The 24,450-nt window shown below is 42.4% G+C and carries 19 protein-coding genes; 10 read left to right on the top strand and 9 right to left on the bottom strand.

Annotated elements, in window-relative coordinates; translation table 11 throughout:
- The first annotated feature begins 80 nt into the window (after positions 1-80).
- The 3 genes from V7K62_RS10010 to V7K62_RS10000 all read left to right on the top strand — a co-directional run bounded on the left by V7K62_RS10010 (position 81) and on the right by V7K62_RS10000 (position 3,455).
- Positions 81-536: a hypothetical protein gene (locus V7K62_RS10010; RefSeq protein ID WP_334863778.1), complete on the top strand. Its 456-nt coding sequence runs from the start codon at positions 81-83 to the stop codon at positions 534-536.
- Between the two features lie 561 nt (positions 537-1,097).
- Positions 1,098-2,576 carry a protein adenylyltransferase SelO gene (locus tag V7K62_RS10005; protein WP_334863777.1) on the top strand — a complete coding sequence of 493 codons (1,479 nt, stop codon included), beginning with the start codon at positions 1,098-1,100 and terminating at the stop codon, positions 2,574-2,576.
- Between the two features lie 420 nt (positions 2,577-2,996).
- The gene (locus V7K62_RS10000) at positions 2,997-3,455 is read left to right on the top strand and encodes a pentapeptide repeat-containing protein (RefSeq protein ID WP_334863776.1); all 459 of its coding nucleotides are present in this window, start codon (positions 2,997-2,999) and stop codon (positions 3,453-3,455) included.
- Between the two features lie 382 nt (positions 3,456-3,837).
- Here the strand turns inward: V7K62_RS10000 and V7K62_RS09995 are convergent, their stop codons facing one another.
- The 7 genes from V7K62_RS09995 to V7K62_RS09965 all read right to left on the bottom strand — a co-directional run bounded on the left by V7K62_RS09995 (position 3,838) and on the right by V7K62_RS09965 (position 13,207).
- Positions 3,838-5,562: an ABC transporter ATP-binding protein gene (locus V7K62_RS09995; protein WP_334863775.1), complete on the bottom strand. Its 1,725-nt coding sequence runs from the start codon at positions 5,560-5,562 to the stop codon at positions 3,838-3,840.
- Between the two features lie 632 nt (positions 5,563-6,194).
- Positions 6,195-7,190: a PRC-barrel domain-containing protein gene (locus V7K62_RS09990; RefSeq protein WP_334863774.1), complete on the bottom strand. Its 996-nt coding sequence runs from the start codon at positions 7,188-7,190 to the stop codon at positions 6,195-6,197.
- A 58-nt stretch (positions 7,191-7,248) separates the two neighbouring features.
- Positions 7,249-10,890, bottom strand: coding sequence for a chromosome segregation protein SMC (gene smc / locus V7K62_RS09985; protein WP_334863773.1), 3,642 nt, complete (start codon positions 10,888-10,890; stop codon positions 7,249-7,251).
- A 415-nt stretch (positions 10,891-11,305) separates the two neighbouring features.
- Positions 11,306-11,710, bottom strand: a complete 405-nt coding sequence (locus V7K62_RS09980; RefSeq protein WP_334863772.1) for a hypothetical protein — start codon at positions 11,708-11,710, stop codon at positions 11,306-11,308.
- A gap of 129 nt (positions 11,711-11,839) precedes the next feature.
- Positions 11,840-12,118 (bottom strand): hypothetical protein, encoded by a 279-nt coding sequence (locus tag V7K62_RS09975; protein WP_334863771.1) that lies wholly within the window; start codon positions 12,116-12,118, stop codon positions 11,840-11,842.
- A 53-nt stretch (positions 12,119-12,171) separates the two neighbouring features.
- A complete protein-coding gene (locus V7K62_RS09970) occupies positions 12,172-12,567 on the bottom strand; it encodes a hypothetical protein (RefSeq protein WP_334863770.1) in 396 nt (131 codons plus the stop codon).
- 244 nt (positions 12,568-12,811) lie between these two features.
- The gene (locus tag V7K62_RS09965) at positions 12,812-13,207 is read right to left on the bottom strand and encodes a hypothetical protein (RefSeq protein WP_334863768.1); all 396 of its coding nucleotides are present in this window, start codon (positions 13,205-13,207) and stop codon (positions 12,812-12,814) included.
- Positions 13,208-13,318: 111 nt separating this feature from the next.
- Between V7K62_RS09965 and V7K62_RS09960 the strand changes: the two genes are divergently transcribed.
- The 4 genes from V7K62_RS09960 to V7K62_RS09945 are packed head-to-tail and all read left to right on the top strand — an operon-like array spanning position 13,319 to position 17,581.
- The gene (locus V7K62_RS09960; protein ID WP_334863767.1) at positions 13,319-13,645 is read left to right on the top strand and encodes a hypothetical protein; all 327 of its coding nucleotides are present in this window, start codon (positions 13,319-13,321) and stop codon (positions 13,643-13,645) included.
- On the top strand, positions 13,645-14,124 hold the full coding sequence (locus tag V7K62_RS09955; protein ID WP_334863766.1) for a hypothetical protein: 480 nt from the start codon (positions 13,645-13,647) through the stop codon (positions 14,122-14,124). Before V7K62_RS09960 ends, V7K62_RS09955 begins: the two co-directional genes overlap by 1 nt.
- 29 nt (positions 14,125-14,153) lie before the next feature.
- Positions 14,154-16,577, top strand: coding sequence for a collagen-like triple helix repeat-containing protein (locus V7K62_RS09950; protein ID WP_334863765.1), 2,424 nt, complete (start codon positions 14,154-14,156; stop codon positions 16,575-16,577).
- On the top strand, positions 16,574-17,581 hold the full coding sequence (locus tag V7K62_RS09945) for a hypothetical protein (protein ID WP_334863764.1): 1,008 nt from the start codon (positions 16,574-16,576) through the stop codon (positions 17,579-17,581). The genes V7K62_RS09950 and V7K62_RS09945 overlap by 4 nt, the downstream gene beginning before the upstream one ends.
- Before the next feature lie 407 nt (positions 17,582-17,988).
- Here the strand turns inward: V7K62_RS09945 and V7K62_RS09940 are convergent, their stop codons facing one another.
- On the bottom strand, positions 17,989-19,410 hold the full coding sequence (locus tag V7K62_RS09940) for a site-specific integrase (RefSeq protein WP_334863763.1): 1,422 nt from the start codon (positions 19,408-19,410) through the stop codon (positions 17,989-17,991).
- Between the two features lie 306 nt (positions 19,411-19,716).
- On the opposite strand from V7K62_RS09940, the gene V7K62_RS09935 reads away from it, so the two are divergent.
- Entirely contained in the window at positions 19,717-21,300 is a 1,584-nt protein-coding gene (locus tag V7K62_RS09935; RefSeq protein ID WP_334863762.1) for a protein kinase domain-containing protein, read from the top strand.
- 120 nt (positions 21,301-21,420) lie between these two features.
- On the opposite strand, the gene V7K62_RS09930 is transcribed toward V7K62_RS09935, so the two are convergent.
- The gene (locus V7K62_RS09930; protein ID WP_334863761.1) at positions 21,421-21,906 is read right to left on the bottom strand and encodes a BON domain-containing protein; all 486 of its coding nucleotides are present in this window, start codon (positions 21,904-21,906) and stop codon (positions 21,421-21,423) included.
- 460 nt (positions 21,907-22,366) lie between these two features.
- On the opposite strand from V7K62_RS09930, the gene V7K62_RS09925 reads away from it, so the two are divergent.
- Together V7K62_RS09925 and V7K62_RS09920 are read left to right on the top strand one after the other, a co-directional pair.
- The gene (locus tag V7K62_RS09925; protein ID WP_334863760.1) at positions 22,367-23,287 is read left to right on the top strand and encodes a ribonuclease D; all 921 of its coding nucleotides are present in this window, start codon (positions 22,367-22,369) and stop codon (positions 23,285-23,287) included.
- Between the two features lie 233 nt (positions 23,288-23,520).
- Positions 23,521-24,363, top strand: a complete 843-nt coding sequence (locus tag V7K62_RS09920) for a tetratricopeptide repeat protein (protein WP_334863759.1) — start codon at positions 23,521-23,523, stop codon at positions 24,361-24,363.
- Positions 24,364-24,450: the final 87 nt, after the last annotated feature.

The raw sequence follows: 24,450 nt of genomic DNA, 5'->3' as shown, positions 1-24,450 counted from the left end.
GTTAACTACCCGGCTCAGTTATTAAAGTTAGCTTTAGTCGATGTGTCCAACTTGATTAAATGATTGAGGAGTTTTTCAAAATGTCTATTAATTCTATAAAGCGGTTATCTGTCTTTTCTACTATCTTCGCTTTTGCTACCATCTTAAACGGAATTGTCTTGGCAGCACCAGGCCCAAACTCCGCCACGACACCAGCTTTAAAAACTCAGACTAGTGCTGCATCACACCAGCCAATCAAACTCACAAAGCAACAGCGGCTACAAATCCAACTGGCTCGCCAGCAAAGAGATAAAGATATTGAGGCTCTATTAAACCCATCCCAAGATACTAAATTTAAGGCAGCACTGCAATCCCGTCAGAGAATCAGAACAGTGTTAACATCTTTGGATCTGAATCAAGATCAACAGAAACAGGTTCAATCAGTTTTGCAAGCTTATAACCTGCAAGTGAAAAAAATTCTATCTTCACAGGCATCACAACCAACATCAAACTCAGTAGGAATTACTACACCAACATCACAACCCATTAAAAAATAAAAAATCAGTTTTATTTAATTAAGGTTAAGTTTCGGAAGACTGGCGGAGTTTATCTAAACTTCGGTTGAGCCAGTCTTCTTTTTTTTAATTGTAAAATTTTATTCATTATCAGAGAAGGCAGGAGGAAAGAATTGTGAATGAAAACTTTCCTTCTCTAGGAGACGCACCGTGTTCGCGTGCGTTCCGAAAGAAAGACGCTAGCCTTTCTCTTTGTGGAGTATCCTTGCTTCAATTCCAGGTTTGTGAACATGGGTTACTCCTTCCTCCTTCCTGAAGCGCTCCAGATTTTGATGGTGACGCTACAATATTTTAGAGGTTGTTTGAAAAGTGGTCGGCTGTGATATCAGGCACTTATCGATCCCCCCTAGCCCCCCTTAAAAAGGGGGGAAACGGAATCAAAGTCCACCTTTTTATCGGGGGATTTAGGGGGATCTAAGAGTATTTGATACATCACTAAGGACTTTTCAAACATCCTCTTAGATATGGGTCGCTTTTTGCGTCTATGCTGATGCTGAAGCCAGAGGTAGTATTAAGAGAAGAATGAATTAAGCTTTGCTCGTAATGACTCTGGCTGAAACTCCAAACTACAAGAATTCTAGCAATCCTTTTCTCACCCTCAACTACGAAAGCGCTTTAGAATCTCTAGGCGATGACTACTATGATGAGGTTGCAGCGGCAGAATTTCCCCAACACCTCCTGCGTTGGCGTAACGATGAACTATTACCCCGTTTCGGTCTAGACCCCCAAGTAGTCAAAGACGAAGATTTTATCACAGCTTTTGGTAAATTTCAGGGGCGCGAACCCTTGTTGGCACTGCGTTACCACGGCTATCAATTTGGTGAATATAACGGACACTTGGGTGATGGTAGAGGCTTTCTCTACGGGCAAGCACGCGCCAATGATGGCGAATTGTACGATTTTGGCACGAAAGGTTCCGGGAGAACGCCCTACTCCCGTGGTGGCGATGGTATGCTCACGCTCAAAGGTGGAATGCGGGAAGTTCTGGCTGCGGAAGCACTGCACTATTTGGGTGTACGTACTTCGCGCTGTCTAAGCATGATTGAAACAGGTTTACCACTCTGGCGGGGCGATGAACCTTCGCCTACCCGTTCATCTGTGATGGTCAGGATGAGCAGTTCTCATATTCGGTTTGGCACTTTTGAGCGACTGCACTATTTCCAGCGTCCAGATTTAACTAAGAAGCTGTTAGACCACGTAATTGAGCAGTATTATCGACACTTAAATGCTGAAGAAGAGAAATATGCTCTGTTTTACGCCGAATTAGTTAAACGGGTTGCAGAACTAGCAGCGCAGTGGATGGCGGCTGGCTTTTGTCATGGAGTTCTGAATACTGACAATATGTCGATTACCGGAGAAAGTTTTGATTATGGCCCTTACGCGTTTATCCCTAGTTATAATCCCTACTTTATAGCGGCATATTTTGACTATTCTGGACGCTACTGTTACGGTAATCAACCAAGTATTTGCCAGCTGAATCTACAAATCCTCCAAGAACCTTTAAAGGCGATTATTGATACAGGTGAAATGGAAGCTGGATTAGCTAGGTTTGGTGAATATTATGAAGCTGAATACAGTTCTTTGATGTTGAAAAAGTTAGGTTTTGTGGAGTTGGTACATCCACAAGCTCAAGAACTCTTGAATCTAACGATTGAATTTTTGAAAGTGAGCCAAGTGGGTTATCACCAATTCTTTTATGAGATGGCTCGCACTTTTTCATCTAAATGGCGAGATGAACCAGGTTTTGTAATGAATGGTTCCGATATTGTACCAGTACCGGGTGCATCAGCAATTTTTGATGATTGGTGTATACTGTATCATCAAATTTTGAATGATTTTGATAGCGATGTCTACGACGGGCTACGCCTACGCATCGATGTAATTGCCCAAACTCTAGCTGTTCATAATCCGCAAACGGCATTATTAAGACCTGTGATTGAATCTATTTGGGAAGCAATTGCTCAGGAAGATAATTGGCAACCTTTTTATGATTTAATCAAGGCAATTCAGTCTAGGAAATAGTTAGCAAGGGGAGAGTCCATTTAAGATTTATCGCGCAATACCTCACCCTGATTTTACTACACAAAATCTGTCCCTCTCCTTAGTAAGGAGAGGGATTAAAGATAGGACAGGGTGAGGTTTTTCTTTTGTTTTGGGTAATTCGATGACTTGTGTGTACAGGGTAGCTTAAAAGGAGAGAGGTTTTGAGACTTACTCCCCAACGCTAGTAGGGAAGGGGCTGGGGTTAGGTCTGTATTTCATGCAATTGAGAACCGCTATATTACCACACTTTGTGCTTGGTCAGCGATCGCAATCGGGCTAATCAGGTCTTCTGGGTAGGTCTTAGATTTGGATGTCAATATTCAAGGTGGGGTCGAAGAGGTTAGACCAGAGATTGAGTGGGTTATCTTTATACGTGTTAGTTGATACCGAAGTTGAGTTATGGATGTTGAAGAATTCTTGGAAAGGTATACAGCTGGAGAGAGAAACTTTGCTGGACTTCTTGATTTCATTGAAATTGGTTTGAATTTTACTTATATGGACTTGAGCGGGGCTGACTTGAGCAGAGTTAATTTGGAAGGAGTTATTTTGGAGGGTACTAATCTGGACAATACCAATCTCAGTGGGGCTAATCTCAAAGGAGCTTACATGGAAGGAACTGAGTTGAATGAAGCCATCCTTAACGGCGCTAATTTGAGTGAGGCTAGAGGTGGTCAAGCCAACTTCATCAATACTTCCTTTGTCAACGCCAACCTGAGCAGAGCCGAAATGTATCAATGCGGTTTTAATGGCGCTAATTTCAGCCATGCTATTCTCAGGGATGCTTTCGTGAACCACTCCTCTTTCGATGGTGCTAACATTCACCAATGCCGATTTGCGTTCGGTCGAGGGCTTCTATAACATTTGTAAGGCTATTTTCTCTAATACCATTATGGAAGATGGAAGCATTTGGTACGACAGTATTGGGTATTAAAGACCATACAATATTGCTGTCCGCATATATTTCGTTCTTTTGGGAACCCAAAAATTCATCGAGCAAAAAAATTGCTTTGTTGGGTGGAGGCTTTGCGTAACCCAACATCCTGATAATCAGTTGGGTTGCGCTCCGCTCCACCCAACCTACGTCTACGTCTAATGCACTATTAAAGCCATGACAGTCCACTACCTGCATTTCAAAAATCAAATACTAGTCCTATAGATACTCATTCTTCTAGCTCAAAAATAGTTTTTGTGAACTCAAAAACTAATTCGGTTGTCTCAAAACCTCGAACTTCCCCTGCCTCTAACTAAATTGTTGAGCATAAGACCGCGCATAGCGACGCTCTAGGGCTAATAATTCTTCATGGGTTCCCGATTCGACAATTTGTCCTTGTTCGATAACTAAAATACGATCGCACCTTCTCACGGTCGATAAACGGTGAGCAATAATAAATACTGTCCGTTTTTCCATCAATCTTTCCAGCGCTTCCTGTACCAGCGCTTCTGACTCAGAATCTAATGCTGATGTCGCCTCATCCAGAATCAAAATTTGGGGATTGAGCAGAACAGCACGAGCGATCGCAATTCTTTGTCTTTGTCCACCTGATAAGTTTACCCCACGTTCGCCTACCCAAGTCTGATAACCCTCTGGTAGTTGGCTAATAAACTGATGGGCATTAGCAATTTTTGCCGCTTCTTTAACTGCTTCCATGTCAAAAACATCTTGTCCAAAGGCGATATTTTGGGCAATTGTCCCCGAAAACATGATGGTTTCTTGGGGAACAATCCCAATTTGTCGCCGCAGACTATGCAGCTTGACATCCCGAATATCAATACCGTCAATGAAGATTTGACCAACTTCGGGATCGTAAAAACGCGGTAGAAGATTGACAAATGTGGTTTTACCAGCACCAGAAGCACCCACAAGAGCGATCGCTTCACCTGGCGATACCAATAAACTGATATCTTTTAATACAGGTTCACCTGGTTTATAGGCGAAGGAAATATGACGATATTCTACTTTGCCCTTGACTGGGGGTAGAGCGATCGCATTTATCTTTTCGATTACCGTCGGCTGAATTGCCATCAATTCAAAAACGCGGTCAACAGATGCTTCACCCTGCTTAAATTCGTTGTAGTTGTTAGTAGTGTGACCAATGGGATCAATTAACAGCGCCGCCGCCGCCAGATAACTGAAAAAATTCGCCACTGTCAAGTTACCTTGGGAAATTTGCCACGCTCCCACAATCAGTAACGATAACGCACTTAAGGCTTCTAGAAACCCGATGATCGGAATCTGAATCGCTTTCAGGCGTTCGGCTGAGTATTTGGCTTTGAGACTGCGTTCTGCTTCATGGCCAAAGCGGGCGATTTCGTAATTTTCGGCAGCAAAAGCTTGTACCAAACGAATACCGTTGAAAACTTCCGCGAGGATGGCTGATAAACCCGATACCCGATTTTGACTTTTTAAGGAATATTTGCGTAACCGTTCACCAAACCAGCCAACTAAAATACCCATCAGCGGCGCAACTATCACTGTTGCTAATGTCAGTTGCCAATTTAGGTAAATCATGTAAATTGGAATTGCTAGCAACTGCAAAATGCAGGGGATAAAGTCGTGAAATACTTTATTTACTACTTCGCCAACGCGGTCAACATCTTCGGTGAGGCGGTAAGATAAATCACCTGCTTTTGCTGTTTCAAAATAGCTGAGATTTAGCTTTTGCAGATGGGCGTAGACTTGCTGGCGGAGATAAAAAGCAACTCTCAAAGCAGCTTTCGCCATGTACATATCTTGTATAGACTGAAACAAGCCTCTGACAAGAAAGACTAAAGCACAACTGCCAGTTATTTGAGCGATCGCTACTACATTACCTTGGGCAAAGGGAATTGCCAATTTACCAGCGAGATTGATCAACACTAATGTCGCCAGTACGTATCCCAAGATACCAATAAGTCCCTTGGCGATCGTTTTCCACTGGAGTCGGATATAAGGCAGCAGTTGCCAGTAATTAGAACGGGTTTTCAAGCTCGAAAGTCCACAACGATATTTTACTTTGTTTGACGCTAGCAGTTTTTGGGGAGTTTCTGAACACTTAACTAATTAACGTGAGTTCGATGAACCTCTCCCTCCCAGCCTCCCTTTCCGTTTCGGAGAGGGAGGAGCAAGAAAAATTCCGCTTTTTGCTCCCCTCTGGGCGTCGGAGAGGGGCTGGGGGAGAGGTCAAATAAGACTTGTCGAACTCACGTTGGAGGTAATGACTTATTAATTGCTGCCCATTCTTTAACCCTTGGTCTAACTCTCGTTACCGCCAATACTCGTGAATTTTCCCGTGTTCCTAATTTCAAAGTAGAAAACTGGCTCGAACCTCGCTAAAATCAGAAATATCTAAAAAATTAGCCCTCTCCTTGTTAAGTAAGGAAAAGGCTGAATTAATCTTAAAATACTTCCTAATTTTCCAGTTGAATTACGAATTACCCTTCGGGTGACGCTCCTACATCGCTACCGCTACGCTAACGGCACGGTTCCTTTCCTATGCAGGGGAAGGGGAAACCACCTTCTGAGACGCTCCGCCTTCACGTAGTGTCTCGTAGAGAAGGCGCTAGCCTCTCCCTTTGGGAGAAGACCGACTGCCTAACGAATTACGAATTACCAATTAGTTAATATCCGCCTTCTTCTTCGTATTCTGGCTGTCTTTCCTTGACTTTCTTGGGAATATTCACCGGCTTCGGCGCATCTTCCCAAGCATCGCCGTCTACATCGTCATAATCATCGTATTCATCAACATAAGGCTTGCTATAGGGCTTTGCTTCATACTTTAGCGGCTGCGGTTGTTGATACCTGTCGCTGCCGGTTGCTTCGCTCCAGTTATCTTCTTCCTCGTCTTCTTCGTATTGAATAGATTCATACTGCTGCGCCTTCATTACCTGACGCTGTGGCCTTTCTTCTTCCACATAGTCTTCATTCCATTCTTCTTCCCGCGCTACGGGTTCGGGGGCGCGAACTCTTTTGGATGGCTGCTGCAATGGCACTCCCGCAGGCAGTTGATTGGGTGGTGCAATTTGGCGTGGTGGAGTATAGCCGTATTCTTCTTCTGCATCGCGTTCCCACGGTGCTTTACCGATACCCAGGCGCTCCAGAAAACCAACTGTTAACTGGTTTACCCGTTCTTCGGCTCCCTCAAACACAATCAACCGATTGGGGCCAGTGCTGACAATTTCATCCACTAAGAACTCGTAAGTACTCAGAAATTGATCGGGAATTTGGGGCAATCCTAAAGAAGCAATAACTATAGATTCAAGCTTCCCGGTTTCGCCGTTGAACTTGAAGCCCCGAACTTTGCCTAATACTTCACCTGTTTCTGTAATTACTTCCCAGTTAATCAGATTACTGAGAGATTCAACTTCGATATCTTCAATGACATCTTCGTTGTCAACCAGGATGACATCACCAATTTGGCTGATGTTGTTGAGGTACATATAGCGCGGTATGCCCGAAATGGAGATCAGGCTGTCTCGCAAACCAAGAGCCACAACCTCTCGTTGATCAATATCAACCCAGACTTGACTGATGATGCCTAGCCGCTTGCCGTTGTCGCGGGTAATCACCTGGGTATTTAATATGTCGGAACGCCTAATTATCTGTTCGGAGGTCATTCTATACCGAGTCCTGATCTCGAATCCGGTTTATCTATACACTATTATTAACAAAAACTCAAGCAGATGTATTGGATGATTGTAATTTAATCCCCAAAACTTGAGTGTAAGCTCCTCGTGCTTGAGTAACGCCAATTGTGCGTTCGGCTGATTCTATCATCGGACGACGCAAACTCACAACTATAAATTGCGCTTGTTGTGACTGTTGTTTAATCATTCTAGCTAATCGTTCTACGTTTGCCCCATCTAGGAACATATCTACTTCGTCAAAGGCGTAAAAGGGCGATGGGCGATAGCGTTGGAGGGCAAAGATAAAGCTCAAGGCTGTGAGTGATTTTTCTCCCCCAGACATGGAAGCTAGGCGCTGTACAGGTTTGCCTTTGGGGTGCGCGACTAAATTCAGTCCACTGCTAAAGGGATCTTCGGGATTTTCGAGTTGTAGATAGCCGTCGCCGTCTGAAAGAATGGCAAAAATTGATTGAAAGTTTTCATTCACAGCATCAAAAGCTTCTTTAAAGGCAAGTTGCCGTAATGTGGTAAAGTTTTCAATCCGCAAAAGTAATTCGGTGCGTTCTCCTTCTAAAGTTTGCAATTTTTGCGTGAGTTCTTGAAGGCGGTTTTGCGTGCGTTCGTGTTCTTCCAACGCCAGCATATTCACAGGTTCCATTGCCTGTAAGCGTTTGGTAAGCGATCGCAATTCTTTCTGTAATTCTTCCAAGTCTACCTGATCTGGAACTTCCGGCAACGGATTTGGTAATTCTCCTCCCACATCCCCCAACTGACTTTGCAAAGCAACTAATTCCTCTCGCCGTTTCTCTTGGGTTTCTTGGAGTTTTTGAATTTCCCATTGCAATTGTTGTTGGCGCAAAAGATGCGATCGCACTTCCAGTTCTGTAGCGTCGCGTTTTTGTTTCTCTTCTCCCAAGTTCTGTTCCATCAGACTGAGCGTGGCGCGGGTTTCGGCAATTAGAGCGCTGAGTTCTGAGTGCTGAGTGCTGAGGGAAGTTAGTTGATTTTTTCGCGTCTCTTGCTCACGATGATATTGGGCAATTCGCTCCTCCCCTTCTTGGATTTTCTCTTGCAAACGCTGTTGCTGATTTTCCAAATTTTTTAATCTTTGTTCAGCTTCCCTTAATGCCGCCTCCCGTTGTTGCAATTGTTGCTCTTGAATTTTAATTGCCGCCTGGATTTGTTGCCATTCACTGGGAGTTTGGGATGCTTCCAACTCAGCTAAAGCGTGTCGCAATTGTTGCAACTGAGTTTCTTGTCCCGGTAATTCCCGCTCCAAAATTTCTAATCGGGATTGAGCAGTGGCTAACTTTTCGCTGTTTTGGGCGAGTTGCGATCGCGTCCCCTCTAATTGCGCTGTTAAACTCTTAATGTCTTTCTGCAACTGTTCCAATTGCAACTGCTGTTCGCGCCGTGCTTGACGCGCTTCTGTGAGTTCCTGGGTGAGTTTTTTGGTTCTGGCTGACAAAGTAGCGATCGCTTCAGTACAACGCTCTAAAACCCGCTCAATATCCACCAAGCGACTTCTGAAAGCGATCGCTTCATCAGATTCCGCCGCTTCCGCATTCCCAAACCGCAAGGCTGAACGCTGGGTGTTACTACCACCAGTCATTGCACCACTGGTTTCCAGAAGTTCCCCGTCTAAGGTGACGATGCGATACAGTCCTAAATTTTTCCGCGCCGCCTCCAGGTTGGCAAATACTACCGTGTTACCGAAAACATAGCTGAATACATCTTTGTAACGGCGATCGCAATCGACTAAATTAACAGCATAATTAACGAAACCGTTGGCAAAACGTAGCGTTGCATCTTGAGTAAATTTGGGAGCGTGAATTTTATTCAACGGTAAGAAAGTCGCTCTCCCTGCACGTTTCTGTTTGAGCAGTTCAATCCCGGCTGCGGCGATTCCATCATCTTCCACCACAATATGTCCCAACCGCCCACCAGCAGCCATTTCTAAAGCTAGCTGATGGCGAGGTTCCACCCTTCCTAACTGCACAACTAAACCACAAAGTCCAGGCATTCCCGATTGTAAAATAACTTTACTAGCTTGGGTTCCTTGGACTTCTTGCTGTGCTTGCGCTTGCGCCTCTATTTTATCCAACTGGCGTTGTTTTTCTCGTTGTTCAGAAAGTAACCGTTTTTGAGTTTCCTGTTGGATTTGCAGTTCTTGTTCTGTGGCTGAGAGATTTTGGGCTAAATTTTGGATGGGTTCGCTAGAGGCGTTAAATTCCGTTTCAACTTGATTACACTCAGTTTGTTTTTGGGCTAAAAGGGGTTCATCACGTTCAATTAACTGGGTTTGCTCTGAAATTAACTGCTGTAACTGATTATTGCGTTCCCTGAGTTGTGCTTGTTCCGTGCGTTGCGGTTCTAGAGTGTGCAGCAAAGTTTCAATTTGACGGTTGAATGCCGTTTGTTGCTGCACCCACGCTTCCGAAGCCGAGGCAATTTCTGCTGCTGCTTCGCGGGAAGTTTCTAAAGCTTGCTGTGTTTCATCTCTTTGCTGCTGACAATAGACAATAGATTGTCTCTCTACAACCTGTGTTTTGGCAATTTCTTCTAGGGAAAGACGGTGTTTTTGAATTTCTTGCTGAGTTTGAGTCAGACGTTTGGCAGTTTCTTGAGAAGCTGTTTCTAATTCCGTTAGCTGACGCTGGAGTTGTTTACGTTCTGCTTCTTGGGTGGCGAGGGTAGATTGTACCGCTAAAAGTTCCTCTTCTCCCAATGCTTTCACATGGGCATTGAGTTGTTCCAGTTCCGCAGTTTTTTGAACGATTTGGGAATTTAGGTTTGTGAGTTGGGTAGTGAGTTCAGTAGAATTGCGATCGCCAGTTTGAATTTCGTTAACTAACTTTTCTTGTTGTGCTTGTAGCGATCGCCATGATAAAACAGCTTCCCACGATTGTTTAGCTAGAAATTCCGTGCGAAGCTTTTGATATTTCTCAGCTTTCGCCCGATCTTGGGAAAGGCGATCGCGCTGTGCAGTTAATTCTGTCTCAATAATCCGACAGCTATCTTCCTTTTCCTTCACCTCATCTAAAGTTGATTTGGCTTGGACAATTTTGCGATCGAACGCCGCCACCCCAGCCAATTCATCAATAATTTCCCGACGTTCCCGCGTATTCATCGAGATAATGCTGGTGACATCCCCTTGCAGCACCACGTTATAGCCTTCAGGATAAACCCGCAGGTTACTTAGTTGGCTATGCAATTCTGTCAACGTGCAAGCTTCACCATTGATATAATAATTTGACGTGTAACTCCCTTGGTGAGTGACTCGCAGCCTTCTAGTAACACTCCACTCTCCCGATTTTGGATTTTGGATTTTGGATTTTGGATTTTCTTCCCCTGCTTCCTCTGTTTCCTCTGTTTCCTCTGCTTTCTCACTCTGCACCTTTGCGTCTTTGTGTGAGATTTCGTCAGACAAATCAAACGTTACCGTGACGCTAGCCTCAATAGAAGCACGTCCTTTAGCCGTTTGAGTGTTATTTACCAAATCTGGGAGGCGATCGGCTCGCATTCCCTTAGAACTGGAGAGTCCGAGGCAAAATAGCAGTGCATCTAAAATATTAGATTTACCCGAACCATTTGGCCCAGATATGACAGTACACCCCGGTAGCAAAGGGACTGAGGTAGTGCCACCGAAGGATTTGAAGTTGGTAAGTTCCACGCGCTTGATATGCACCATGCAGCTAATCACACAATACCAGCACTTTCAGCCATTCTCCCCTCAAAAATGCTCACACAATGCTCAATTACCCTATTTTCAGCGTTTGAGCATCAATAACAGGTATAAATTACTACTCAGCAGTCATGCTCAAAGGATGCTCACATTCTCAGGGATAAATCTCTCTCTATCTTATATGCGAATTTACTTGCAGTAATACTCACAGTAATCTGAGATACACTCCCAGTAGAAAAGCCAGTCCCCCGTTAATTGCGTTTCGGGTTGCTGGCTATCAATTAATTTCGTATCTCAACTATAACTTTCTTCCTCGCTCTCCGCTCACTGTTGCATCAGTGTGTATGTTTGGGTGATAGCATTTTTCCTTACTTCGAGTTATACACACTGATGCAATGCTCGGTTGTGAGCGGGGGATAATTTACTCTTTTAAAGCTTGTTTCAGTTCGCCTAGCAGTTGAGCAACGTATTTGTACCTCTCACTGGGTTGCCCCCCAGCACTCTTCCCCCTACTCTCCTTTACCTTCCCTTCCCAGTTCTCAAGTATGGATTCTACCATCCCTGTTGATTTCTGTTCCCCTAATTGCTCCTTCAGTGCCTTAATCTTTGCTTCCGCCTCATCAAGCTTGCCCTTCCCTACCAGTTCCCCCTTTAGCCACTTACTCACCATATCATCAATACGTTCTGAAGCATTCCCACTTGCTGCTAGCCATTTTTTAGTCTCTGGCAACAGGGTAAAGTTGCAGCGTATTTTGTCTCGGTTGTTTGCAATACTTCCCATTTTCAAATTTTCTAACGATGCCGGACTCATTTTTCTCTCGGTCACGGTAGTCACTTCCATCTGTGTGTATATCTGGATATAAGCTAACACAGCTTAAATCGAAGTGTGTGTATAAATGGAAGTGAGTGCGGCGATCGCAAAAAAAAGAGAGGTGTTTAGCCTCTCTGGTAAAATTTATTCCCCTAGCAGTTCCATCACCTCTTCAAGTTTCAGCTTTGCCTTATAAAGGTTGATTAGCCTCTCCTGTTCCCACCTCTCAGGTGCTTTGTACCGTTTCCCTTCCATCGTCAGCTTAATCAGCGCCGCTTGCTCATCTGTGGGTGAATTCATCTCATCTAGTGCTGCACCAAGGTTTTGATAGGCTTCAAAGCTTATCTTTTTTAATCCCCTACCTGATTGCATCTGATTGATTGCAATGGCTGGAAAGGCAATCAGGGAGGTGATGTAACTCACTTTGTAACCAGCGTTCCCAGTTGGTTTGATACCATACCGCCTACATAAATCTCTCAGTTCGTTGATAGTTTTGATTTCGAGTTCTGACCTTGTGAACATAAAGCAGGTACAGGTACAGCCGTGTCATCACCAAAATACCAGCGAACTTTTACTATAGGAAATTTACTGCCTTTAGCAATTTCTATTACTGAAGTGCCTGGTGCGGCGGCGGCGGTTAATCCTGCGGAATCAAGTCCACCCCATAAGGTTAGAGTTCCATTAGGAACTTTTAATTTAAATGTGCGGGTAATCTCTAATGGGTCGCGGTAATAGACTTGTGTGTAATCTGTATCAACTTTAGGAGTGTAAGGCTTGGGGTTTGCAGTTTTATGCGCTAAACGTGCTGCTGTTTGTGCTCGTTTAATTTTGGCTAATTCTTCTAACTCAACTGCACTTTTTCGCTTTGACATGATCAAAAATCCTTGCTTTTATAACTCCAACCATAGCAAGGATTTTAACCTGATTTTTTCTCGGAAATATTGTATACTTCCATTTTTTTTAAATGAAAATCGTCTTCACTCATTTACACGTTAAACACGCTTACTCTCACAAAATCAGCGAAGCGTGATATTGATGCAACTTTAAACTTAGCTCTCATTTTAATGCTAATAAACCGTGTATCTCAGATTACTCACAGTATTACTGTGAGTAAAATTAAATGCTCTTCCTAGTATTCTTTATTTCATTTTCCAATCTCTCAAATACTTCTTCAGTTCTTTGCCACTTGTGTTTGATTTGTTCTGTCACCCCATTGATAGCAACGAGGTTAGCATCTTTGTGATTGACGTAATCCTGTGAGTGAATGTCAAACCTTTTATCAAGTGAGTGAATGTCTTTCTGTAAGGTTTTTACTTCTTGAATCATTGCGGCATGAGAATTCAAGCTTTCTTTTAAGTCTCGAATTTCTGAAGTTATTTCGTTGAACCTACTCACGACTTTAATCGCAATTCCAACCAAGATGGATGCACTAACTAGTACCCCTAAAAATATGCCAGTAGACTCTAGGGTTAACGTAACCGCTGGCTGTGAATTTTGAGAGGTTGAAGTCATAATTACTTGACAGTATTGTTTTATACATTATACTTAAAATACTCTAATAAGCATATATCCAAAATTACTTGGAGAAGTTATTGGAGTAATTTCAATTACTAGGAGAAACGCATGGCAGAACCAACTTTCGTAGAAGTTTTCGGAGCAGGTGCAACCCAAGATAGCAGTAGCATCACAATTCAAAAAGCAGCACTTCTTCGTTTAATTGCAAGCTCAAACAATAGCGCTGAAAGCTTATTAACGGGTATTTTGTTAACGGCTCAAACTAACTTAATTCAAGCTAACTTTGACACGAATTTTGACCAATCTATTTACATTGCATCTGGATACCCCAGTTTTGCTAATCGAGCAAATAACGAACAACACAGGGTAGACCAATTAATAGTTAATTTAGCGAAACTCGATACTGAATCAATAATTAATCCAGGCAACTATTGATGGCTAACGCAACCGACGCTAGGGGCTGTCCGGGTATCTGGATATTGCATGATAATTGGAGCGGACACCCAACATTTTCAGGCAATGATACTTATGCAGGATTTGAACTTGATAACCCTACTTGGACATTAAATAGCGGTTCTGCTACTGTATGGAGTTTGCTCTGTGTTGGTAGTGATAATAGGTCGCTTGCATCTGCAAGTATCAATGACCCAAGCAGCACTCTTTACAGTGATACAAAATCTTTTACAAAAGACGATCCAAACTGCACAACAGTAGCGCCCGATATAAAACATGATTGTGTTAACGGAGTGTGTGTGCCTTCAACCACTCACAGCACTTTGGGACTATATGCTTCTTTGTCAGATTGTCAAGTTGCTTGCGGCTCCAAAGGCTGTAGTGGTCAATGCGTATCGAGTTCCGACTGGGCACAAATCGAAGCTTTATCCAATCAATTGAAAAATAGGAATTGTAACTAGACATGAGTACCTCTAGCGTGCTTGGGAGTATGCAATCAGCGCTAAGTTGTGCTGGTAAATGTGATTGTTGTGACAAGTTACAGCAGCAAATAAATGCTATCAATGCTCGAATTGCAAGTATCAAAGGTATTGATGAAAATGCTTTAAGGAACAGCCTTAAATCATCATTAGCACCAGACTTAAATACGATTGCAGTCGGTGCAGTTGCGGTGTTGGCAAACAGGTTGGAACCTCAAATAAAAGGTTTGATTAATAGCATCACTGATGTAAGTACCAAACAAACAGCAACTAAAATAGCAATAGATGAAGCGGCACGTTTGAAAGCTATTTCTGATTTAGAAGCAAGGCAAAAGTACAGTAATTTAAGTACCTTAGAGAAAGAGGTAAGGGATGCTCAATATGCAAAAAATATAGTAGGACAGGGCTACAATAAAGCCCAAGTAGATAAATTATTGACCGATACGGAATTAAGTAGACAACTGGCTGAAGCGAAAGCACAAAGGCAATTTCAAACTGAAATTCAATCGGCAATAAAAAGGCAGGCTGAACTTGATGCAATTGCCTTAAGTAATTCAAGAGTAAACGCTGTAGACAATGTAGCTAGAACTGCTGCTACGAATGCTGCTAAGGAAGCTCTTGATGCTAACAACGCTGTAGGTGGATTAAAAGGAGTAGTGGAAGGATTAAAAGGGCGCATTGGTGCTTTAGGCGCTGCGATTACAAAGCTGGAGACTACCGTGGGCAACGCCGTTGTTAGCGCTGCTAAAGCAGTCGGGATTAGTGAAGCGGCTTTAAATGCAACAGGTAGGATTTTAGGAAAAATAGCAGAAATTTTTAATATTATCGGCACGTTTGCTGTGCTGATTGAACAATTAGCGACACTTAACGTATTAGGCGGGCGCATTGATGCAGTTGAGCGTGGGTTGGATTTTCTCGGTAATAGTGTGTCAGGCATCCTTGGTAAGTTGCTGGGGCTTCAAAATCGCATTGGGCGAAATGAAGCAAGCATCACCGAAGTAAGGGGTATAGCAGTTGATGCAAAGGGAATCGGTGAGGCTGCAAATCTGAAAGCGGGGGGTGCTTATGTACTTGGTGGAAGAGCGGACAGTAAAGCTGATGTTGCAAATAGTAATGCAAAACAAGCCCAGCTAACTGCTGATGGTGCAGTGCGGAACGCTTCGAGAGCCAATGACAATGCTACAACTGCATACCAAAAGGCAGCTGAAGCTCAACTAGCGGCGAATAAAGCACAAAGTAGTGCTGCTAATGCTGAAGGGATTGGTAGTCAAGCTAAAAAATTCGCAGGTGATGCAATTGGTAAAGCTGGGCAAGCAATTGGTTTGGCGCTAACAGCAATCGCACTTTACCAAGGTGTAAAAGCACTGCGGGGATTACGGGGACTGCCTGGAATTCCAGGGCGTGACGGGCGAAACGGTACTGATGGCGCACCGGGAGTTACTACAGTTATTCAAATTCCTGGTCAGCAAGGCGTACCGGGTAGGGATGGTAGACCAGGAAGTAACGGGATAAATGGAAGAAATGGAGTAGATGGAATGCCATACGATGATACGGGGTTGAGGATATTAGTTGTTCAACAACACGCGGAAACAAGGGCAACAGTTAACGCTACTACTACTGGATTGTTTGGCAGTCTTCAAGCTTTTATTGCTACACGTACATCGGCAATAACATCACTAATTGAAGCAGTTGCAAGGAATACTTATGTCGATAAAGCGGTGCAATTGTTGACACTCGCAGCGACTTTACACAATGCTTTGATGTTAAGCAATAATTTGGGGCAAACACTTGGTGGAATCGTTAATACTGTACTTGGCTTGATACTGCCAAAAGGTTTTGACGGAACACCACTAAACATTAATGAATTGCTTGGAAAAGCGGCAACAGAATTGATAACAGATGCTATCGGGACTGAGAATTACACTAAGCTTACGGAAGATTGGGCAAAAGCAAATAGAATTTATCAAGCGACGGCGAATGTATTTAACAGCCTTGCTAATTTTTCTAACACAATTATTAGCGGACTTGAAATCATAGGCGGAATACTTGGGAAGATTGGCAATAGTTTGAGGAAGTGGGGAGTTGTCGGTGATAATGCTTTTCAGTTTTTCAATCCTCAGCCGAACTTTCACAATAAACTATTTGTGTTTTTGGAGAATGCAAACAATGATGCAAACACAATTCAAAACGTTGTTAATGTTCCGGTGTCAATCGGTCAAGCGGCGACTGACCTAAATAACAGCACTGAGGAATTAAAGAAGGCTGTATCACAAGACAAGGATGCTAAACCGGGAACCCCTGTACCTAACGCTGAGTTAGAGAAGGCTAAACAAGATATTGCAAACGAAGCATCAAAAGGAATAGTGTTACATGACTTTTTTGACACTTCCTCGTTGATGTGGCTGAGTAACAACGATGGAGGTATTGATGAATGACAGACCCTAATGATGGGAGTGGAGGTGTCACTGTAACACCTTCTGAGGGTGGAACTACAAGCGGGAGCGGTGGTAGCTCAACTCCACTTACTACAAATAGTCAGGCGAATTATCCCGACCATGTTACACCTGGCAATAACAGCAAAGCTAACCCTATAAAACTACCAGATGATTTTGACCCGTTTAAGCATCTGCAACAGCAATACATCCCTTTGCACAATCAAATAGTAAAGCATTGGTTTGGTGATACCAATCCGCCAAGTGGTGAAGACTGGGAACCAAATTTACACACACCACGACATAGTAGCCGTGTTGCTTGCACTATGACGATGAACGATAACCAGTTAGTTATGCAAATGAGACATCATCTTTTTTATGATTTATTGGGTTATGGACGTTCAAGTTTAGTAACTTTCTACGGAAGCAGAGAGAACCAAGAGCCGCCTGTTATTGGTCATCCAAAAGTACTCTTTTATTTCTCGCAAGATGCGGGGTCTTTACCGCCTGATGAAGACCATATAACCGATGCTGAGTATAGTGTTAGGTTGATGACTCTTGAAAATACTTCTACTGATTTACACCAGAAATTAGTAGAAATAGCTAATGAGATTAAGGTGCAGTTTATTCACCAAAAGCAAGGGATTATCCACGCTAAAGGAAGTCTTTGTGTTAGCTACAAGGATGTAAAGCATGGATTCCCTAATGGGTCAAAAATACTTTCACACGCTGAAACGGACGGGATAGCACTTTACCAGAAGATTTGTAATGTAATTGATGTCCCCTTTGATGAGCTAAAGATTAATGTTGGCAACCCGAAAAAACCAAGTACTGTTGGGGCGGTTGCTGAGACTCAAGTGATTATGGGACAAACTAGGAAGAAGAGGGCTTATCGTCGTGTAACTAATGTTAGGTTTCGGTACGCATACGCGTTGATACCCGGTGAACCTAATCCATTATTTTTGGTGGATACAACTTATCGGTATAATCCATTGGTAAAATTGTGAGTTGACAAATTTAAATTAACTATTACTATTGACTTAACAGAGTAATAGGGGTAATGGATGGAACAATACTAATTAAATAAATAAGTTAGAACAGAGGTTTTTCAACCTGACTGCTCGTGGGGGGGGCTAGTTGAAAAAAATAAATATATATATATATAAATAATAAGTAAGTAAGGTATAGATAAGTAATAAGTAAGGGAGATGAGTTAATAACTGTCTCCCTTTTTAGTGTGTATAAGTGAAGCTGATTAATGAAGGTGAATATAGGGGTGAATATGTTCCTATCTCCCAAGCATCTCAAATTACTTGCAGTAATACTCACAGTAATTTGAAACATAGGAGAGATAGGCACTAAAAACCCCTTGATTGCTTATTTCAAGGGGTAATTAATGGTTGAATGATAAGGTTTATTTATCTCTGTCCTGAAGTAGCTTGTTGATGAGTTCCTGTTGCTGCTTCATCTGTTCCCTGAGTAAGTCAATCTCTGATTGTTGCTGTGCTTGCTGAGTAGTGGTAGCTGGTATTCCGTAGCCTGGGGTAATTCTAGTATCAGTTTGTCTGTAGCATTGCTTGCTCACTTTCTCGCTATGTTCGCACCAATCATTAACTACGTGTGGCGCCACTCCAATAACGTTAATTTGGTGATTGATGAAAGTGTGCCGTGTGTTGTAAGGTGGCAGATATTTTGTAAGCTTACCTTGCTTTATTAATTCAGTAATGATACCCTTCTGTGATTTTTCTCTGCCTAACCATGTAGTTTGGAAGATATGAGATGAGATTTTTTTACCCGACTTGCTTTTAAAAACTGTATCGTTAGGTTCACCTTGAGGAAGCGATTTTAAAAGGTTCCACAACTCGCCATATTTGGGCATAGGGAAGATTCTAGCGTGTTCATTTTTTGTAGGCTTGTGAACACCTAATCGATAGTCGTAACTTCTGTCAAACACAATATTCTCGTGTTCCCACTTAACATCACGCCACCATAAACCAGCAGCCTCACCAGGTCTACAACCAGTGAGGAATTTGAATTTAAGATAATTAAGCCAGTGAGAGTAATTCATTTCAACGTAATCAAGTATTATCTGTACCTCATCCCATGTGTAAGCCCTTCTTCCGTCCAAAATATCTGCATCGTTCTCGATATCGTCTGACTGATTAATTACTTTAGGCTTCCGCTTAATTTGTATGTTTTCTGACATTCCATCATAAAGGTCAGTTGGGACTAGTTTTTGCTTCATTGCTATTCGATAGGCTTTAGACAACTGAGATAAAACCTCTTTAACAGTTTTATGATTCCTATTTTCAAGTAGCCAGTTGTGAACACCTAGTGGGTTATTTTCTCCCACAGCTTCTATTGCTTGTTTAATCGCCCTGTAATAAACACCTCTGAACTCTTGATGATATGTTGTTATCGCTAAATCCCTGTTTTTTTTGTACTCACAATATATATCCCAGATTTCAAGGGTGGATAACTCAGGCTTAGGTGGTAACTGTCCATCACTGGTAACAGACTCACTCTTCACCAACCTCAACCTTGCTTGTAGTCCATACTCCTTTAGGATGTCGTTGTACCGTCCCAAGTCAAAGTTCCCTTCACCGTCATCCAGCTTCCCATCCTCAAGTTCAATTTGCAATCTCCTTTGCAACTGGCTAGCTTTACTCTCCCATCCATCAACTAGTGAGATACCCGTAGCCAGCTTAATTTGCCCCTTGTTGCAATACGACCTAGGGAAACAAGCCTTGACGCTACATGAATCAACCCTTACCGCTACTTGCCCCTTCTTAGCCTTACCCGTTGGTGTTTTGCTGCTATTTACCATAATGCTCATTTAATGCTCAATTGGTGAAAGTCAGTTTTTGAGTGACTGGTATTAAAGCATTATAGTAAACAAACGCGCTTGAGATGCACCATAGGCGCTGGTTCACTGGGCTAATGAAGAACAAGTGTATCAACTAATTAAAAATTCGCAAGAGGGTAGGGGGGAGAATTAGGGATAAACCGCTTCAATGATGTCGGTGGTTGGTTATCCTGGCACTCTTAAGAGAAGCACATTAGATCCATAAATATTATGCTGGTGTAAGAAACACAACTATGATTAGTCCTTTCAAGGTCGGTAAAACTTGGGACATAATTTATGGAAACACTGCTAAACAACCGCTATCGAGTAATTCGGACTTTGGGTAGTGGCGGATTTGGTGAGACTTTCTTGGCAGAAGATACCCAAATGCCTTCTAATCGCTGTTGTGCAATTAAACAGCTTAGACCAATTCAAAATAATCCTCAAATTTACCAGTTAGTGCAAGAGAGGTTCAAGCGGGAAGCGGCAATTTTAGAAGACTTGGGCGGCGCAACTAAACAGATACCCACGTTGTATGCTTACTTCCAGCTAGATGGTCAATTCTACTTAGTTCAAGAGTGGATTGAAGGTGATACCTTAACTAAAAAAGTTCATGAGCAAGGCTTATTAAGTGAAAGTGCGGTAAAAGAAATATTAATAAATTTATTACCAGTAACGGAATACGTACACAATCAGGGGATTATCCATCGAGATATCAAGCCAGATAACATCATTTTGCGTCATCGCGATCAGAAGCCAGTGCTGATTGATTTTGGCGCGATCCGCGAAACGATGGCAACAGTGGTGAATTCTCAAGGAAATCCTACGAGTTCAATTGTGATTGGTACGCCTGGATATATGCCAAGTGAACAAGCAGCAGGTAGAGCAGTCTATTCTAGTGATTTATATAGTTTAGGAGTCACAGCAATTTATCTCCTCACTCTTAAACAGCCACAAGAATTAGAAACAGATCCATCTACTGGGGAAATTATCTGGCATCAACACGCTGTTAATGTGAGCCAGACAATGGTAAGGGTGATAGATCGAGCGATCGCTTACCATCCGCGCGATCGCTTTCCCACTGCGAAACAAATGCTAGAAGCCTTGCAAGTTGGTGCAGTCACCTTCTTGCCTACGGTAGGTTATATCCAATCACCAGTAGTAACTGCACCTCCTGCAACACTTCAAAACACAGTTGCTCTCAGCCCAGGGCTTTCGTCTCAACCTGCGCCAAGTAGTAGGCACAGAGAAATATTTCTCCCCAGTTTGATTGTAGGTGGTTTGATTGGTGGTTCTATAATCATTGGTTTTGCCCTGAGTAGATCGCCTCAACCAGTGGAACAGTCGAGGGTTTCACCTGAATCTTCGCCAACCCGCGATCAAGTGCAAAATCCGCCGACACCTTCACAATCACCAGTTTCCATCACTCCAGAACCTACCACAGTTAAGGAACCACAGGAGCAAGAAGTATCACCTGTGCCAGATGTGCGATCGCAATTTCCCACCCAATCTGCTCAACTGCCTTCTTCAACACAGCCTCAAATCGATAGTTCAACACCAGAACAAGCTGTGCAAAATTATTTTGAGACTATTAATAAACGTCAGTTTCAAGCTGGATGGAATCAACTATCTCCCAGCTATCAAAATAATAAAACCCTGCATCCCGATGGCTATCTTTCATACATTGACTGGTGGGGAGGAAAGGTTAAAAGCGTAGATATTGAACAAGTTAGTTTGGTAGAAGCAACTGCCCAAACAGCTACAGTAAATGCTAATATCAGATACTTGATGAACACTGGAAAGGTGGTTCCTGCTTCTGTACGGTTTTTCCTTTTATGGGATGCCCAAAATAGCAGATGGATTGTTAGTGACACCAAATAGTTCCATCCTAGAATCAAGCCTGATCATCAAAGATAACAGCCCAATTCAAGCTAGTTTTAAGGGTTTTTTTACTCCCCTCTGGGCGTCGGAGAGGTCAAATAAGACTTGTCGAACTCACGATCAGTTATTATTTTCTGGCTTATTTACAGCTTCAACTTTTGCTTCCACCTTCACCGTTTTCACACCTTTAACTTCTTTAGCCAAGGTTTCAGCTTTCTTGAGTTCTTCTTTAGAAGCGGCTGTGCCTTTGAGGATGATTTCACCCTCTTTGTTTTCAACTTGTAACTTATTGCCTGGTAAGCCTTTATTCAACTTTTCGCTAACTTCAGTTTTCAAGTTGCTCTTAGCTTTTGTTGCTGCCGTTTTTTCCGAATCGGTTTTAACTTTAGTATCTGTACTAACTGCCAAAGGAGTCGTTTGTGTTCCGGGAATTTTGGCGGTAGTTTTATCCGCAGTTTGATTTATCTGCGAAGCTGGTTTTGCTGGTAATTGAGCAGCTTCATTAGTTGTGCTAGGAGTTTCTGAACCAGTTTTAGGAGCCTCTTGACAGCCAAAAGTACTAACTACCAAAACGCCACTAACTAGTAATGTAATTAGCTTTTTCATTATCTATCTCCTAATTGAGTACTTGAAGCGGTTAATTGAGGTGTGTGTCATGGTGAGGAGCAGATGTTAAAAAACAATTAAATGTGAAGTAGTAAGATTACCCAAGCAACTATTCAGGTTACTGAAAATTGAAACTTAGACGATTTCTTGAGGCTAAGATTTTGCAGCCATTTCTGAGAAGCGTCAATTCAATTTTCCTGACGGTTGCTAACCAGGATGCCTATGCATACAGTCTGTAGCTCTCTATAAATTTAATGTAGATGCTGAGTAGCTAGACTATGCAGCCTTACAGTCGTGACTCGATATTATCAGATTTAAGTTAGTTTGGCGATGTCTAAGCCTATGCAACTCAAAACTTCAGCATTTTTGCAATTCTGTGCCAGCAAAATTACCAACAAAATGTTACTTTAGAAAACTATGGCTTACTTACAATGCCTTAAATATCAGGAAATATTAGCCAATGCCCTACCTTACTTCCGCCCACGAAATTCGTGCCATTGTCGCTGAATATACCAATGCTAAAACACTGTGGATAGATACAGAAGTAGCTGACTATAAAAGTCGTAATCCCCGATTATCGCTGATTCAGATATTAGATAATCCTGAAGATATGAGTGGCGATCGCGTCTACCTTTTAGATGTCCTAGATCAGCCTCAAATTATAGCAGAATTTATTGAAAAAATTATGATAAATTCTGCTATTGAAAAAGTTTTTCACAATGCCAGTTATGATCTAAAGCTTCTCGGTAACAAGAAAGTCAAAAATATTACTTGCACTTTGGAAATGGCAAAAAAAATTCCCTACTATCTTTTACCATTACCCAATTACCAACTCAAGACCATAGCTACTGCACTTTGCAGCTTTAACAATATCGATAAACAAGAGCAAAAAAGCGATTGGGCAAAACGCCCCCTAACTGAAGAACAGATAGAGTATGCTTACTTAGATTGTATTTATCTTGCTCAAATCCACTTAAAATTGTTAGGATTACAAGCCCAAGCTAGCCCCGAACCCACAACGGAAGACTTAATATCACTAAGTACCAGATACTCACAACTTGAGCAGCAATGGAAGTCGTTGAATTCCGAATTTGAGCATTTGCAAGAACGCATGAAAAAAGCCATGCAAGCTCAGAATATATCTGAAACTTCTAATTATAAGCTGAGTAGTTATGAACGGACTACAGTCAAAGCTACTTTTACAGAGTTAGCAAGGCTAGCACAAACTCAAGGTATTAATTTAGATTTTCCAATCACACTAACCCAGAAACTCCAAAAAGATTTAGGGCAAAATCTGGAACAACTTTCTGTAGATATTGACAAAACTACCTCTTGGCGACTAACTACCAAAACTCAAGAGAGTGAAACGGAGGATGAGTAAATTGTTCATCAGGCTACAAATGCCAGAATTGATAGAGTTATTGTGAAGAATAAATCTGGAAATTTTATCATTCCTGCCTCCTGTCTTTTCTGATAAATCTATAAAATATCAGGGAAATTTGTCAATTAACTTTAAAGGTCTATCAAAAGTTAGAATAGTTATTGAGTTAAAGAATTAAAATCTAGATTTTGGTACTAATTCCGTTCAGGTATTATGGCAGTTTATACTAACTTATGAGACGGCGTTTATTTAGGCAAAAGCGAACAAGGGTAAATACTTTATTTACCATAGCTATTTTTACTACATTGACTGCAACTAGCAGTGTTTCTTGTACTAAGAATGACAATGTTTTGGTAACAGAAATAGGAGTCAGTCAACCTAGCCGTCGTTCAGCGACAACATCCATTGGTGGAGAATTCTATCTTCAGGGAAAGAATCAGCATTTAAATGGCGACTTGCAAGCTGCGATCGCTTCATACAGTAAGGCAATTAGTCAAAATTCTCAATATGGCGCTGCCTACAACGGCCGGGGATTAGCTTACTTTGATTTGGGAGACAAGGAAAAAGCGATCGCAGATTACAATCAAGCCCTTCGCATCAACCCTAACGACGCTGAAGCCTACAATAACTTAGGGAATGCCCGCGCCTCACTAGGAGGTAACAGAGAAGCAGTTAAAGATTACAGTGAAGCGATTCGCCTGAATCCCAACTATGCCGAAGCCTACAATAACCGGGGAAATGCCCGCGCCACCAATGGAGACAAAAAAGGGGCAATAGATGATCTTGACCAAGCGATTCTCCTCAACCCCAAATATGCGATCGCTTATAATAACCGAGGAAATGCCCGTGTTGCCAATGGAGATAAACAGGGTGCGATCGCAGATTACAATCAAGCCATTCGCCTCAACCCTAACTTTGCCCCTGCTTACAATAACCGGGGAAATGCCCGCGCCACCAATGGAGATAAACAGGGGGCACTCAAGGACTTACAACAAGCAGCAAGCATTTTTCAAAGTCAGGGTAACAACGACTTATACCAACAAGCGATGGATAACATCAAAGAACTTGGACAGTAGGCAAAACCCACCTCTGTGGGTTAAATAAACCTTACTTTTTTCTTAGCCTACGGAGGTGGGCTTTGTTTGTATAACCGCAAATTCCAT

It is taken from the genome of Nostoc sp. (assembly GCF_036917935.1).
Classification (GTDB): Bacteria; Cyanobacteriota; Cyanobacteriia; order Cyanobacteriales; family Nostocaceae; genus Nostoc.
This window is presented reverse-complemented; position numbering and strand designations above follow the sequence as displayed.

Bases quoted from the DNA above. Each gene is read 5' to 3' on its own strand.
- V7K62_RS09935 (WP_334863762.1), top strand. From the start codon at position 19,717: ATGGAAACACTGCTAAACAACCGCTATCGAGTAATTCGGACTTTGGGT.
- V7K62_RS09925 (WP_334863760.1), top strand. From the start codon at position 22,367: ATGCCCTACCTTACTTCCGCCCACGAAATTCGTGCCATTGTCGCTGAA.
- V7K62_RS09950 (WP_334863765.1), top strand. From the start codon at position 14,154: ATGCAATCAGCGCTAAGTTGTGCTGGTAAATGTGATTGTTGTGACAAG.
- smc (WP_334863773.1), bottom strand. From the start codon at position 10,890: ATGGTGCATATCAAGCGCGTGGAACTTACCAACTTCAAATCCTTCGGT.
- V7K62_RS09965 (WP_334863768.1), bottom strand. From the start codon at position 13,207: ATGACTTCAACCTCTCAAAATTCACAGCCAGCGGTTACGTTAACCCTA.
- V7K62_RS10005 (WP_334863777.1), top strand. From the start codon at position 1,098: ATGACTCTGGCTGAAACTCCAAACTACAAGAATTCTAGCAATCCTTTT.
- V7K62_RS09920 (WP_334863759.1), top strand. From the start codon at position 23,521: ATGAGACGGCGTTTATTTAGGCAAAAGCGAACAAGGGTAAATACTTTA.
- V7K62_RS09930 (WP_334863761.1), bottom strand. From the start codon at position 21,906: ATGAAAAAGCTAATTACATTACTAGTTAGTGGCGTTTTGGTAGTTAGT.
- V7K62_RS09970 (WP_334863770.1), bottom strand. From the start codon at position 12,567: ATGTCAAAGCGAAAAAGTGCAGTTGAGTTAGAAGAATTAGCCAAAATT.
- V7K62_RS09955 (WP_334863766.1), top strand. From the start codon at position 13,645: ATGGCTAACGCAACCGACGCTAGGGGCTGTCCGGGTATCTGGATATTG.
- V7K62_RS10000 (WP_334863776.1), top strand. From the start codon at position 2,997: ATGGATGTTGAAGAATTCTTGGAAAGGTATACAGCTGGAGAGAGAAAC.
- V7K62_RS09990 (WP_334863774.1), bottom strand. From the start codon at position 7,190: ATGACCTCCGAACAGATAATTAGGCGTTCCGACATATTAAATACCCAG.
- V7K62_RS09940 (WP_334863763.1), bottom strand. From the start codon at position 19,410: ATGAGCATTATGGTAAATAGCAGCAAAACACCAACGGGTAAGGCTAAG.
- V7K62_RS09945 (WP_334863764.1), top strand. From the start codon at position 16,574: ATGACAGACCCTAATGATGGGAGTGGAGGTGTCACTGTAACACCTTCT.
- V7K62_RS09960 (WP_334863767.1), top strand. From the start codon at position 13,319: ATGGCAGAACCAACTTTCGTAGAAGTTTTCGGAGCAGGTGCAACCCAA.
- V7K62_RS10010 (WP_334863778.1), top strand. From the start codon at position 81: ATGTCTATTAATTCTATAAAGCGGTTATCTGTCTTTTCTACTATCTTC.